At 67.8% G+C, this 13,976-nt stretch carries 10 protein-coding genes and 1 other RNA gene; 9 read left to right on the forward strand and 2 right to left on the reverse strand.

Going from position 1 to position 13,976, the window contains the following annotated elements; genetic code table 11:
* Positions 1 to 141 precede the first annotated feature (141 nt).
* The 4 genes from AC3WQM_RS02285 (at position 142) to AC3WQM_RS02300 (ending at position 8,639) form a co-directional block, all read left to right on the forward strand.
* The gene (locus tag AC3WQM_RS02285) at positions 142 to 2,697 is read left to right on the forward strand and encodes a PD-(D/E)XK nuclease family protein (RefSeq protein WP_492676777.1); all 2,556 of its coding nucleotides are present in this window, start codon (positions 142 to 144) and stop codon (positions 2,695 to 2,697) included.
* Positions 2,694 to 5,966 carry a UvrD-helicase domain-containing protein gene (locus tag AC3WQM_RS02290; protein ID WP_492676779.1) on the forward strand — a complete coding sequence of 1,091 codons (3,273 nt, stop codon included), beginning with the start codon at positions 2,694 to 2,696 and terminating at the stop codon, positions 5,964 to 5,966. The genes AC3WQM_RS02285 and AC3WQM_RS02290 overlap by 4 nt, the downstream gene beginning before the upstream one ends.
* Positions 5,963 to 7,201: a TIGR03862 family flavoprotein gene (locus AC3WQM_RS02295; protein ID WP_492676781.1), complete on the forward strand. Its 1,239-nt coding sequence runs from the start codon at positions 5,963 to 5,965 to the stop codon at positions 7,199 to 7,201. The genes AC3WQM_RS02290 and AC3WQM_RS02295 overlap by 4 nt, the downstream gene beginning before the upstream one ends.
* 331 nt (positions 7,202 to 7,532) lie before the next feature.
* Positions 7,533 to 8,639 (forward strand): type I restriction endonuclease, encoded by a 1,107-nt coding sequence (locus tag AC3WQM_RS02300; RefSeq protein ID WP_492676782.1) that lies wholly within the window; start codon positions 7,533 to 7,535, stop codon positions 8,637 to 8,639.
* 62 nt (positions 8,640 to 8,701) lie between these two features.
* Here the strand turns inward: AC3WQM_RS02300 and AC3WQM_RS02305 are convergent, their stop codons facing one another.
* Both AC3WQM_RS02305 and ffs read right to left on the reverse strand, forming a co-directional pair.
* Complete coding sequence (locus tag AC3WQM_RS02305) at positions 8,702 to 9,136, reverse strand: GNAT family N-acetyltransferase (RefSeq protein ID WP_492676783.1); 435 nt, start codon at positions 9,134 to 9,136, stop codon at positions 8,702 to 8,704.
* A 105-nt stretch (positions 9,137 to 9,241) separates the two neighbouring features.
* An RNA gene (gene ffs, locus AC3WQM_RS02310) (signal recognition particle sRNA small type) lies at positions 9,242 to 9,338 on the reverse strand.
* A gap of 113 nt (positions 9,339 to 9,451) precedes the next feature.
* Here ffs and dnaX point away from each other — a divergent pair.
* The 5 genes from dnaX to AC3WQM_RS02335 all read left to right on the forward strand — a co-directional run bounded on the left by dnaX (position 9,452) and on the right by AC3WQM_RS02335 (position 13,925).
* A complete protein-coding gene (dnaX, locus tag AC3WQM_RS02315; protein WP_492676784.1) occupies positions 9,452 to 11,299 on the forward strand; it encodes a DNA polymerase III subunit gamma/tau in 1,848 nt (615 codons plus the stop codon).
* 74 nt (positions 11,300 to 11,373) lie between these two features.
* Positions 11,374 to 11,706, forward strand: a complete 333-nt coding sequence (locus tag AC3WQM_RS02320; protein WP_007836669.1) for a YbaB/EbfC family nucleoid-associated protein — start codon at positions 11,374 to 11,376, stop codon at positions 11,704 to 11,706.
* Positions 11,707 to 11,713: 7 nt separating this feature from the next.
* Positions 11,714 to 12,304 carry a recombination mediator RecR gene (gene recR, locus AC3WQM_RS02325; protein WP_062473120.1) on the forward strand — a complete coding sequence of 197 codons (591 nt, stop codon included), beginning with the start codon at positions 11,714 to 11,716 and terminating at the stop codon, positions 12,302 to 12,304.
* A 51-nt stretch (positions 12,305 to 12,355) separates the two neighbouring features.
* On the forward strand, positions 12,356 to 12,748 hold the full coding sequence (locus tag AC3WQM_RS02330; RefSeq protein ID WP_070060948.1) for an MAPEG family protein: 393 nt from the start codon (positions 12,356 to 12,358) through the stop codon (positions 12,746 to 12,748).
* Positions 12,749 to 12,887: 139 nt separating this feature from the next.
* Positions 12,888 to 13,925: an ABC transporter substrate-binding protein gene (locus tag AC3WQM_RS02335; RefSeq protein ID WP_489061536.1), complete on the forward strand. Its 1,038-nt coding sequence runs from the start codon at positions 12,888 to 12,890 to the stop codon at positions 13,923 to 13,925.
* Positions 13,926 to 13,976: the final 51 nt, after the last annotated feature.

Raw genomic sequence — 13,976 nt, forward strand, 5'->3', positions numbered from 1 at the left:
AGAGAGAGTTTCGGTGCAGCTAAAGTGCGGGTCATTGTGACAGAAACCAAGGGGCGACGTGCCATGCGGCCCGGCTATGGCGGCGATAGCCAAAGCCCTTTGCGGCCCTGCCGCCGACCCCCTCAACCCCCTCGATAGAACATGAACGAAGGCCACCCCGTCCAGGCCCTGTGGTGCGATCCCGCCGACGGCGTCGTCGCGCGGATCGTGCGCGCGCTCGACGAGCGCCAGCTGCATGCGGCGCGCACCGTGGTGCTGGTGCCGTATGCGCAACTGATGGCGGTCGCGCGCGGCATGTGGGCGCGCTGCGGCAGCCCGGGCTTCGTGCCGCGCTTCGAGACCACGCACAACTGGGCGCGCAGCGCGGGTGGCTTCCTGCCGTCCGGCTACGACATCGCCTTCGACATGGCGCGCGACCTGGTCACGGCCCAGGGCCTGCTCGCGCAGTCGGGCTTCCAGGCCGAACGCTTCGCGCTCGCGGGGCGCGTGGTCGAGCTGGCCTACCAGCTGGCGCCGCTGGCATCCGCCGTGGCGCCTGACGTGCGCGGCAGCGACTGGGCACAGGGCGCAGCCAAGGTGGCCGATGCCGGCAGCGAGTCGGAGTGGTTCCGCATCGAGAGCGCGCTGATCCGCGTCGCCGTGGCCTGGGCCGCGAACTCGGGCTACGCGACCGACGTGCTGCTGCGCGACGCGGCGCGTACGCAGGTCGATGCGCTGATCGTGCTCGAAGGCTTCCAGACCGATCCGCTCACGCAGGCCCTGTGCGTGCTGTGGGGCGACCGCGCGATCCGCATTCCGCTCGTGCCCGCCGATGCACCCCTGTCTGCGGCCCACGCGCACGTGGCGCTCGATCCCGAGGACGAGGCCCAACTGGCCGCCGCCTGCGTGCTGCAGCACCTGGCCGAGGGTCGCGCGCCGGTCGCGCTCGTCGCCACCGACCGCGCGCTCACCCGCCGCATCAGTGCGCAGCTGAGCACCCAGGGCATCGTCACGCACGACGAAACCGGCTGGAAGCTGTCCACCACGCGCGCTGCTGCCACGCTGATGAGTGCCTTGCGCGCCTGCGCGCACGACGCCGCCACCGACCAGGTCCTCGAATGGCTCAAGAGCGGCGCCGAGGTCGATGTGTTCGCCGTGCAGTCGCTCGAAATGCGCCTGCGACGCGAAGGCGTGCGCGACTGGCAGGCCTGGTGCGCATTGATCGCGCGCAGCGAAAAACCGCAGGACGAAGGCCTGCGCGCCTTCACAGCCACCATCGAAACCCGCCGCGCCCCGATGGCGCGCGCGCGCTCCCTGGCCGAGTGGCACCGCGCGCTGCGCGAACTGTTGACGGCCGGCGAGCAGTGGGACGCGCTCACCGCCGACTTCGCGGGCGCCAAGGTGATCGCCGCCCTCTGGCTCGATGCCGACGCGCATGGCGAAGAAGACGAGTTCCCCGGCGGGCGGCATAGCCTGGCCGAGTTCACGGCCTGGGCGCGCGACGTGCTCGAAGACGCCAGCTTCGTGCCGCCCGCCGGCGACGAGGCGCCCAAGGTCTCCGTGTTGCCGATGTACCAGCTGCTGGGCCGCGTCTTCGGCGCCGTCGTCATTCCCGGTTGCGACGACCGCCGCATGCCCGCGTCGCCCGAACCGCCGGGCAACTGGAACGCGGCGCAGCGCCTCGACCTGGGACTGGCCTCCCGCGAGGTGCTGGAGACCGCGCAGCGCGCGGCCTGGGCCATGGCCACGCGCAACCCGAACTGCGACCTGGTCTGGCGCCATTCCGACGCCAGCGGCGAACCGGTGCGGCCGAGCCCGCTGGTGCAGGCCCTGCAGCTCGCCCACGCGCTGCAGCCGGGCGTCGATCCGCGCACGCCGCGCGACGTCGCCGTCACGCCGACCCTGCGGCCCACGCCTTCAGGCGCGCTGCTGCCGCTCACGAATGTGTCGACCAGCGTCTACGAAGACCTGCGGCGTTGCCCCTATCGCTTCTTCGCGCTGCGCCAGCTGGGCCTGCGCACCGCCGACGAGCTCGATGCCGAGGTCGACAAGCGCGACTTCGGCAACTGGCTGCACGCGGTGCTCGGCCAGTTCCACGAGACCCTGCGCGACGCACCGATCAGTGATGCGCAGGCGCGCGCCACACTGCTGGCCGACACCGCGCGCGATGTGACGCAGACGCTCGGCTACTCCGACGCCGAGTTCCTGCCGTTCGCCGCAGCGTGGCCGGCGGTGCGTGACGGGTATCTCGACTGGCTCGCGAAACATGAAGCCGACGGGGCGGTCTTTGTCGAGGCCGAGCCTTGGAAAGAGCAGCCCCTGGGCACCCTGCGGCTGGTCGGCCGGCTCGACCGCGTCGACCGCACGGCCGACGGCCAGCCCTTCGTGATCGACTACAAGACCGAGACCGCCTCCGTTACCAAGGAGCGCGTGAAAGATCCGACCGAGGACACGCAGCTCGCCTTCTATGCCGCGCTGGTGGCCGACGACACCTTGCGTGCGGCCTACGTCAACGTGGGCGAGAAGTCGTCCGGCACGCAGACCGTCGAGCAGCCCGCCGTGGTCGAGGCGCGCGATGCGCTGGTGGCCGGCATCATCGACGACTTCGCGCGCATCGCGCAGGGCGCGCCGCTGCCGCCGCTGGGCGAGGGCAGCGTCTGCGATTTCTGCGCCGCACGCGGCCTGTGCCGCAAGGATTTCTGGGAGGTCACGCCATGAACGGTGCTGCCTACGAACACAACGGCCGGCACGTCGCGCGCGAGGCCTTCTACACCGTCGCCTGCGATCCGCGGCGCTCGGTCGCGGTCGAAGCCTGCGCGGGCGCCGGCAAGACCTGGATGCTGGTGTCGCGCATCGTGCGCGCGCTGCTCGAAGAAGGCGATTCAGCCTGCGAGCCGCACGAGATCCTGGCCATCACCTTCACCAAGAAGGCCGCCGGCGAAATGCGCGAGCGGCTCGATCAGTGGCTCGCGCTGTTCGCCGAGCTCGATCCGGCCGCGTCGCAACGTGAACTCGTGATGCGCGGCATGACTCCGGAGGCCGCGCAGGCGGCCGTGCCGCGGCTGCAGGGACTCTACCGGCGCCTGCTCGAAGGCGGGCGTCCGGTGCAGTTCCGCACCTTCCACGCGTGGTTCGCGGGCCTGCTGCGCAATGCGCCGCTCGCCGTGCTGCGCGAACTGGGGCTGCCCGCGAACTACGAGCTGCTCGAAGACGATGCCGAGGCGCGCAACCACACATGGCGTCCGTTCTTCGAAGCCGTGACCGGCGATGCGCGCGCGCTGGCCGACTACTACGCCGTCGTCGCCACCCACGGCCGCTCGCAGACCGCGAAGGCGCTGGGCGAGGCGCTGTCGAAGCGGGTCGAGTTCTCGCTGTCCGATCCCCAGGATGCCGTGACGCCGTTCGACGTGCTGTACCCGGCCCTGCAGGGGCTGGAGCTGCCGACCGACGCGCTGCGCGGCGAGGCCGTGCGCCGCCGCTGGCTCGACCGCGCCGCCGCCCTCGGCCGCGAGGCCAACAAGACACCGCAGAAGGCGGCCGAAGCCATCATCGACGTGTTCGGCACCGGCGAGCCCGCACCCGAGGCGCTGGCCGACGCGCTCGCCGTGCTGCGCAAGACCTTCTTCGTCGCAAGCGAAGACCGGCTCACCAGGAACCTGCAGAAATTCCCCGCCGCCCAAGAAGCCGAGACCGAGCTGCAGCTGCTGTGCGCCGCGCAGGCTCAGCACGCGGCCTGGCTCTACCAGCAGCGCATGACGCGGCTCACGCGCCTGCTGATCACCGCCTTCGACGAGGTCAAGCGCGCCCACGGCTGGGTCGACATGAACGACGTCGAACAGGCGGCGCAGCTGCTCTTGGGCCAGTCGGCGCTGTCGGGCTGGGTGCAGGAGCGGCTCGACGCGCGCGTCGCGCACCTGCTGATCGACGAGTTCCAGGACACCAACCCGCTGCAGTGGCAGGCGCTCTACGGCTGGCTCAGCGCCTACACCGGCGCGGGCGGCAGTGCGCCGCGCGTGTTCATCGTGGGCGACCCCAAGCAGAGCATCTACCGCTTCCGCCGCGCCGAGCCGCAGGTGTTCATCGCTGCCAAGAAGTTCGTGCGCGAAGGGCTGGGCGGCGAGCTGCTCAACTGCGACCACACGCACCGCAACGCGCGTGCCGTGGTGGGCCTCGTCAACAGCGCGATGCTGGCCGCGCAGGCGGCCGGCGAGTTCGACGGCTACCGCGCCCACACCACCGAGCGCGGCGACGACGGCGAGCTGCTGAAGCTGCCCGCCATCGACCGCGACGCGCTCGACACCGCCGTGGCCGCCGCGCCGGCCGACGACGGCATGCTGCACTGGCGCGACAGCCTCGTCACGCCGCGCGTGCTGCCCGAAGAACAGCTGCTGCAGAAGGAATGCGAGCAGGCCGCGCGCTGGGTCGCACAACGCATCGCCGACGGCACGCCGCCGCGCCAGATCATGGTGCTGGCGCGCCGCCGCAGCCGCTTGTCGGCCATGCAGGACGCACTGCGCCGCCGCCACATCCCCGTGCAGCAGCCCGAGAAGAACGACCTGAACGACGCACCCGAAGTGCAGGACGTGGTCGCGTTGCTCGACGCGCTGGTGTCGCCCGCGCACGACCTGTCGCTGGCGCGCGCGCTCAAGTCGCCGTTGTTCGGCATCGACGACGACACGCTGGTGCAGTTGGCACGCTGCCAGCGCGAGACACCGGTGGCCAGCTGGTTCTCGCTGATCCAGAAGGGCGAAGGCCTGCCGACCGTGCTGACCGAGGCGGGCGTGCAGCTGCGCCGTTGGCAGCGCTGGCTGATGGCGATGCCGCCGCACGACGCGCTGGATGCGATCTTTCACGACGGCGACGTGCTCGCGAAGTTCGGCGCCGCCGTGCCGGCGGCCTTGCGCCAGAGCGCGCTGGCCAACCTGCGCGGGCTGGTTGCCGCCTCGCTCGACATCGACGGTGCGCGCTTCGCGACGCCTTATGCCCTGGTGCGGGCCCTGCGCGCGGGCGGCGTGCGCGCACCCACCGTGGCCGCGCCCGAAGCGGTGCAGCTGCTGACCGTGCACGGCGCCAAGGGCCTCGAAGCCGACACCGTGCTGATGCTCGACTGCGACGCGCCGCCGCCGCGCGCCCAGACCATGGGCGTGCTGGTCGAATGGAAGGGCAGCGACAGCGCGCCGACGCGCTTCGTGTTCCTGGCCAGCGAGAAAACGCCGCCGGCCTGCGCCGCCGCACTGCTCGAAGAAGAGCAGCACGCGCGCCATCGCGAAGAACTCAACGGCCTCTACGTAGCGACCACGCGGGCCCGCGAGCGGCTGGTGCTGTCGTCGGTGAAACCGTCGCGCGCCAACGAGGGCAGCTGGTGGGCGCGGCTGGAGCCGCTGTGCGAGCCGACCGAGGCCGACGAGCCGCTGGTCGAAGCCTCCGCCGCCGGCGAGACCGGGGTGGGCACCTTCGCGATGAAGCGCCTGCCCGCGCCGCTCGTGGCTGCAGCCGGTGTGCCGCCCGAAAAGAAAAAAGCACAAGACGCCACGGTCGACGCGCGCGCCGCCGCGTTCGGCCAGGCCATGCACCGGCTGCTCGAATGGGCGGTGCCCGGCGAGGCGCTGCCGCCGGCCCATGTGCGGGCGGCCGCGCGCGAATTCATGCTCGATCCGCAGCAGGCACGCGGCGCCGCGGCGCTGGCCCAGCGCATCCGCGCGGGCGCCGGGGCCTGGGTGTGGGACGATCGCAGCATCGACTGGCATGGCAATGAAGTCACGCTGGTCCACGAGGGCGATACCTTGCGCATCGACCGGCTGGTGCGCGAGCGCGCCACCGGCGCATGGTGGATCCTCGACTACAAATCGGCCGCGCGCCCCGAACGGGACGCGGCCCTGATCGCACAGATGCAGCGCTACCGCGCTGCCGTGCAACATGCCTACCCCGGTGCCACGGTGCGCGCCGCGTTCCTGACCGGGCAGGGCGAACTGGTGAATCTCGAATGACTGTTTCTTCTACCGTCGCCGTCATCGGCGGCGGACCTGCCGGCCTGATGGCGGCCGAAGTGCTGAGCGCGTCCGGCGCGCAGGTGCACGTGTACGACGCGATGCCCTCGGTGGGCCGCAAGTTCTTGCTGGCCGGCCGCGGCGGCCTCAACCTCACGCACTCCGAGCCCTTCGACGTGTTCGTGACCCGCTTCGGCGAGCGCCGCGCGCAGCTCGAGCCGCTGCTCGCCAAATTCGGTCCGCAGCAGGCGCGCGAGTGGGCGGCCGGGCTGGGCATCGAGACCTTCGTCGGCACCTCGGGCCGCGTGTTCCCGACCGACATGAAGGCCGCGCCCTTGCTGCGCGCCTGGCTGCATCGTTTGCGCGCCGCGGGCGTGCAGTTCCACATGCGGCATCGCTGGGTGGGCGAGGGGGCCTTCGATGCGAACGCGCTGCGCTTCGCGACGCCGGCGGGCGAGGTCACCGCCAAGGCCGACGCCGTGGTGCTGGCCCTGGGCGGCGCGAGCTGGGCGCGCCTGGGCTCCGACGGGGCGTGGGCACCGTGGCTGCAAGCGCAGGGCGTGGCGGTGGCGCCGCTGCTGCCGGCCAATTGCGGCTTCGACGGCGCAGGCTGGAGCGAGCATTTTTCAAGCCGCTTCGCGGGGCAGCCCTTCAAGTCGGTCGCGATCGCCTTCACCGACAGTCAGGGGCGACACTTCGCGCGCAAGGGAGAGTTCGTCGCCACGGCCACCGGCATCGAAGGCAGCCTGGTCTATGCGGCGTCGGCGCTGCTGCGTGACGAGATCGCCGCTCACGGCAGTGCGACGCTGCTGCTCGACCTGCTGCCCGACCGCAGCGCCGAACAGGTGCTCGCCGCGGTGAAGCATCCGCGCGGCGCTCGCTCGCTGAGCAGCCACCTCAAGAGTCGGCTGGGCATCGAAGGCATCAAGGCGGGCGTGCTGCACGAGGCGATGAGCAAGGAAGCGATGCAGGACCCGGCGCAGCTGGCGACCACCATCAAGGCGGTGCCGCTGAAGCTGGTCGCGACGCGGCCGGTCGACGAGGCGATCAGCACGGCGGGCGGCGTGCGCTTCGACGCGCTCGATCCGGCCCTGATGGCGACGGCACTTCCTAGCGTGTTCGCGGCGGGGGAGATGCTTGACTGGGAAGCGCCGACCGGCGGCTACCTGCTCACGGCGGCGATGGCCAGCGGCGCGGCTGCAGCGCGCGGTGCGATCACGCGACTGAGTCTTTGAGGTATTCGATCGCCAGGCAAACCCCAAGCGTTGGCCTTGACGATCTTCGTGCGTGCTGCCGCTCGCCTTGATCGAGGCGATATTCACTTTGTGCGACCCCTCGAAGGCACGCCCAGAGATCGAAGAACGGCTTTTCGTTAGAAGCTATTTCTCGTTGAGGCAAGAAATCGAAGCATGACCGGGGCTGACTGTCCAGCGGGGCGGCGTCTGGTTCTTTTGTTGTTCGTCAATATCTGTGCTGTATTTGTTGTATCTGAACCTTGCCGGGAGGAGATTCGATGCTCAGAATCGGTAACCGAATATCGGCATCTACTACAACGAGGAGACGGAATTGGATTTCATCGATCAGATCAGGGCCCTTGCATCGCGAGTAACCGCCGCGAAAGATATCTTGCAAACCGAGGAGGCAACCAAGAATGCGATGGTCATGCCATTCATTCAGCTCCTTGGATACAACGTGTTTGATCCCTTGGAAGTGACCCCTGAGCTCATTGCTGACGTGGGTACGAAAAAGGGCGAAAAGGTCGACTATGCGATCCTGAAAGATGGCAAGCCGATCATGTTGTTCGAATGCAAGAAGAGCGGCGGTGACCTTCACATCAATCATGCGAGTCAGCTGTTTCGGTACTTCCACGTGACCGAAGCCCGTTTCGGCGTACTGACCAATGGCCTTGTCTATCGGTTCTTCACGGACCTGGAGAAGCCCAACAAGATGGATGAGAAGCCATTTTTCGAATTCAACATGCTGGATTTCCGCGACCAAGACGTGGAAGAGTTGAAGAAGTTTGCGAAGTCGGCCTTCGACCTCGAGAACATCCTGACGACAGCCAACCACTTGAAGTACACGCGGGCGATTCAAAACACCCTGACCGATTGGATGGTCAACCCTCCTGAGGAGTTCGTGCGCCTGGTGTCGGCCGAATTTCTGGCTGGAAAGCACTTCAAAAGTGCGGTCAAGGATCAATTCACGCTGATCACAAGGCAGGCCTTCCAGCAACTTGTGGGCGACAAGATCAACGAGCGGCTCAAGGGGGCGATGACCCCGGAGCCTGTGCTGGTTCCTGAAGCTGCATTGGTGGACTCTCCTCAGGCGGAGGATGAGTCTTTTGTACCGTCACCGGTTGAGCTCGAGGCTTTTCAAATCATCCGTGCAATCTTGCGTCCCGTGGTGAAGCCGAATCGCGTGAACATCCGGGATGCAGCAAGTTATTGCGCAATTCTCTTTGACGACAACAACCGCAAACCAATCTGCCGCCTTCGGTTTAACAACGAAAGCAAGCTGGTTGTTGGACTCTTTGACGAAAGCAAGAACGAGGAGAAGGTCTCGCTTGAAGGCGTCGATGACTTGTTCGACTTCGCCGATCGACTTCAGGCATGTGTGACCGCGTACCTCAAGCCCGCATCGGGCAAGGAGGCCGCGGACGCGGCGGTGATCTGACGCTGCTGCAGGACGAGAGGCTCTTGCGCTTGTCCTGCGGAGAAGCCTTCAAGGCAGTTCCGTTAACGCGAGCGCGCGCACGGCCAGAAGAACACCTGCTCGAGGTCGTCCGCATCGAGGTTCTCGATGTGGCCGCTCTCCCTGAACCCGGCTTCTTTCAGCAGCGCGTGCATCGCCGTGTTGGAGCGGTTCGTGGAGGTGAAGAGCTTGGGGCGTTCGCAGATCGACTGGAAGTGATCGATGAGTCGCAGGCTGAGCCGCCTGCGGCGAAACCTTTCGCCGACCATGAGCATCTCGATGAAGCCGCAGTCGAAGAAGTGGTGGTGCAGCACGCCGTAGGCGGCGATGTCGCCATCCATCTCGATCACGTGGCAGAAGCGATCTTCGATCCAGCCTTTGATCTGCGCCGCGCGGCGCGCATCGTGCGCGGTCACGGTGTCGAGGCGCACCAACGCGTCGAGATCGCTGATGCGGGCGGGCCGGATGTCCATGTTCATGGCAGGCTGCGCGAAGTTCTGGGAATTTGAGGTGTCCGGGGTCGGTAACGCCTGGACACAGCGCGTAAGTTCTCTGCAAAGGAACTCACGGCTTCTGGATGTTAGGTTGACGAGCCTTACCCCTGGCACTGACTACGCAGTTAGGGCTGCTTGGTTCCCCACCTGACCCGGTTGGCCACTTCACCATGCAGGGAGGCCCGTCAGCCTGCATTCTAACCGCGTGAATTTGCCCCCTTCGCCGGGGCGTGAATCATTTCGAGGGGGACGGGAAACAAGCGTGAAGTGACCCCCGCCGCGCCTTTTAGAATGCCCGCAATGTCTTATCTCGTGCTCGCTCGCAAGTTCCGTCCGAAAACCTTCGGTGAGATGGTCGGTCAGGGGCATGTGGTCCAGGCGCTGGAAAACGCGCTGACGACGCAGCGCCTGCACCACGCCTATCTGTTCACCGGGACGCGGGGCGTGGGCAAGACCACGGTGTCGCGCATCCTGGCCAAGTCGCTCAACTGCCAGGGCCCGGACGGGCAGGGCGGCATCACGGCCACGCCCTGCGGCGTGTGCCAGGCTTGCCGCGACATCGATTCGGGCCGCTTCGTCGACTACACCGAGCTCGACGCGGCCTCCAACCGCGGCGTGGACGAAGTGCAGTCGCTGCTCGAACAGGCGGTCTACAAGCCGGTGCAGGGGCGCTTCAAGGTCTTCATGATCGACGAAGTGCACATGCTCACGAACACCGCGTTCAACGCGATGCTCAAGACGCTCGAGGAGCCGCCCGAGTACCTCAAGTTCGTGCTGGCCACGACCGATCCGCAGAAGGTGCCTGTGACGGTGCTGTCGCGCTGCCTGCAGTTCAACCTGCGGCCGATGGCGCCCGAGACGGTGCTCGAACACCTCACGAGCGTGCTGCAGACCGAGCAGGTGCCGGCCGAGCCGCAGGCGCTGCGCCTGCTGGCGCGCGCCGCACGCGGTTCGATGCGCGACGCGCTCTCGCTCACCGACCAGGCCATCGCCTTCGGCAACGGCGAGCTGCTCGAGACTGGCGTGCGCCAGATGCTCGGCAGCGTCGATCGCGGCCATGTGTTCCGCCTCATCGAAGCGCTGGCACAAGGCGACGGCAAGACCGTGGTCGACACCTCCGAGGCGCTGCGCCGCGACGGCATGTCCGCCGCGTCCACGCTCGAAGAAATGACGGCGGTGCTGCAGGCCATGGCCGTGCTGCAGGCCGTGCCCTCGCGCGCCGAATCGGCCGACGCGGCCACCGACCCCGACGCAGCCGACACGGCGCGCCTGGCGTCACTGATGCCCGCCGACGAGACGCAGCTGCTGTACAGCCTGTGCCTGCACGGGCGCGGCGAGCTGGGCCTTGCGCCCGACGAGTACGCGGCGCTGACCATGGTGCTGTTGCGGCTGCTGGCCTTCAAGCCCTCCCATGCGGCCGCCTCGACGGCCTCCACGGAAAAAAAAACTCTGAATGACGCCGGTGGCGCCGCGCCGCGGGCTCCCGCGCGCGAAGCCGCCCCGGTTTCCCGGCCTTCGGTGCCCGATCCGGCACCGGCTGCCGCGCCTTCGCAACCGCCCGCACAACCCGCGCCGGCCGGCCAGCGGCTCGCGGTGGTCGATGCCCCGCAGCGCCAGCCCATGCCCCGGCCTGCGCCGCAAGAGGCGTCCGACGCCGCCGCAGCCCATGTCGTCGGCGTGCCGATCCGCGTGCAGCCGCCGCCCGGCCAGCGCGACGTGCCGCGCGAAGAAGAACAGCGCAGCACCTACACCCCGATTCCGCCGAGCGAAGAGGGCGACTTCTGGCATGCCACGGTCATGCAGCTCGTCACCGCCGAAAGCGTGGCGGCACTGGCGCGCGAACTGGCGCTGCAGTCGCAGCTGGTGGCGCGCGACACCGACCAGTGGATGCTGCGCATCGAGCGTGAAACCCTCAACCAGCCGTCCAGCCGCGAGAAGCTCACGGCGGCGCTGCAGGGCCTCGGCCACAATGTGAGGCTGGCCATCGAGATCGGCGGCGTGGTCGACAGCCCGGCGCGCCGCAACAAGCAGGCCGCCGACGAGCGCCAGCGGGTGGCCGAGGAAGCCATCCGCAGCGACCCCGAGGTGCAGATGCTGATGCGCGACTTCGATGCGAAGATCGTGCCCGGATCGCTGAAGCCCCTCTGAAGCCGGCGCCGCAGTCGCCGCATTTTTCGACCCGTATTCTTTCCATCACCAACCCATCACAGACAGGACCAACGATGTTCAACAAAGGACAACTGGCCGGCCTCATGAAGCAGGCGCAGGCAATGCAGGACAACCTCAAGAAGGCCCAGGAAGAACTGGCGCACATCGAGGTCGAAGGCGAGTCGGGCGCCGGTCTCGTCAAGGTCGTCATGACCTGCAAGCACGACGTCAAGCGCATCACCATCGACCCCAGCCTGCTGGCCGACGACAAGGACATGCTCGAAGACCTCGTGGCTGCCGCCTTCAACGCCGCCGTGCGCAAGGCCGAGGAAACCAGCGAGCAGAAGATGGGCAAGCTGACGGCCGGCATGCCCGGTCTCCCGCCCGGCATGAAGCTGCCGTTCTAAGCGACGCATGGCAGACGCCAGTTCGCTCGATGCGCTGGTCGATGCGCTGCGCCGGTTGCCCGGTGTCGGCGTCAAGTCGGCCTCGCGCATGGCCTTCCACCTGCTGCAGCACGACCGCGAGGGCGCGCAGTTGCTCGCGCGCGCGTTGCAGCAGGCGGCAGGCCAGGTGCGGCACTGCGAGCTGTGCAACACCTTCACCGAAGCACCGATCTGCCATGTCTGCATGGACTCTCGACGCGACGGCACCAAGCTGTGCGTGGTCGAGACGCCAGCCGACCAGGCCGCGCTCGAACGCACGGGCGCCTTTCGCGGCTACTACTTCGTGCTCATGGGCAAGCTCAGTCCGCTCGACGGCATCGGGCCGAAGGACATCGGCCTGCAGAAGCTGTTCGACCGCGCACGCGACGGCACGGTGAGCGAGGTCATCCTCGCAACCAACTTCACCGCCGAAGGCGAGGCCACGGCGCACGTGATCGGCGAGGCGCTCAAGCAGCATGGGCTCACCGTGACGCGTCTCGCGCGCGGCGTGCCGGCCGGCAGCGAGCTCGAGTACGTCGACCTCGGCACCATCGCGCACGCGCTGGTCGATCGCCGCTGACGCGCGGCCTGTTCAAGGCCGCGTTCGTTCTTCCCTTTTGTTGTCGTCACCATGACCTTCTCTCTGCTCACCGTCGCCTACTGGTGCGTGTTCATCGCCTGCGGCCTGCCGTACCTCGCGGCATGGATCGCGAAGGCGGGCAGCTTCGGCGTGCGCGACAACATGCATCCGCGCGACTGGGCCGCCAAGCAAAGCGGCTGGCGCGCACGCGCCAACAGTGCGCAGGCCAACAGCTTCGAAGGCCTGCCGTTCTTCATCGGCGCGGTGGTCATCGCGCACCAGCTCGGCGTGGCGCAGGCGCGGCTCGACATGCTCGCGGTGGCCTACGTGGTGCTGCGCGTGATCTATCTCGCGCTCTACATCCGCGGCGCGCCGAGCGCGCGCAGTGCGGTCTGGGCACTCGCGTTCCTGGTCAATATCGCGATACTTTTTCTGGCGCGATAGCGCCTTGGCGAAGGCTTCTCCAGGAGGCCTTCGTGCTTACGTGGAAACCCGCACGGGATGACCCCGATGCAGGCCCACACGGCGCACGCCTAAGCTCGATTCAGTTCACAAGAATCACAGAGCCCCGCAGGACCGCGCCATGCTTCATCGCAGAACCCTCATCTCCGCTTCCGCCATCGCTGCCGCAGCGATTGCATTGCCGCGGGTCTTTGCGCAGCAGGCCAAGCTGGAGAAAACCAAGGTCTCGATCGCGGTGGGCGGCAAGGCGGCGTTCTACTACCTCCCGCTCACCATCTCCGAGCAGCTGGGCTACTTCAAGGCCGAAGGCCTCGAAGTGGAAATCTCCGACTTCGCCGGCGGCGCGCGTGCATTGCAAGCGGTGGTGGGCGGCTCGGCCGATGTCTGTTCGGGTGCGTACGAACACACGATCAACCTGCAGGCCAAGAACCAGTTCTTCCAGGCCTTCGTGCTGCAGGGCCGCGCACCGCAGATCGCGGTGGGCGTGTCGACGAAGAACATGGCGGGCTACACCGGCATCCAGGACCTCAAGGGCAAGAAGATCGGCGTCTCGGCGCCGGGCTCGTCGACCAACATGGTGGCCAACCTCGTGCTCTCGCGCGGTGGTCTCAAGGCCAGCGACGTGAGCTTCATCGGCGTGGGCGTGGCGGCCGGTGCGCTCACCGCGATGCGCTCGGGCCAGATCGACGCCATCAGCAACACCGACCCGGTGATGACGATGCTCGAGCAGAAGGGCGACGTGAAGATCATCAGCGACACGCGCACGCTCAAGGGCACCGAGCAGGTGTTCGGCGGGCCGATGCCCGCGGCCTGCCTGTACGCGCCGATCGACTTCATCCAGAAGCACCCCAACACCTGCCAGGCGCTGGCGAACGCGATCGTGCGCGGCCTCAAGTGGCTGCAGACGGCGGGGCCGGGCGACATCATCAAGACCGTGCCCGAGACGTATCTGCTGGGCGACCGCGCGCTGTACCTCGCGTCGTTCGACAAGGTGCGTGAGTCCATCGCCACCGACGGCCTCGTGCCGGCCGAAGGACCGAAGACGGCGCTCAACGCCATCGCGAGCTTCGACACCTCGGTCAAGGCCGACAAGATCGACCTCGCCAGGACCTACACCAACGATTTTGCAAAGCGTGCGAAAGACAGGTTCAAAGCCTGATTGCGAACGTTCAGCAACCCGGCTTCGGCCGGGTTTTTTCTTCCGGAGCGC

The sequence above is a fragment of the Variovorax sp. FW301-JW7 genome, from assembly GCF_058788795.1.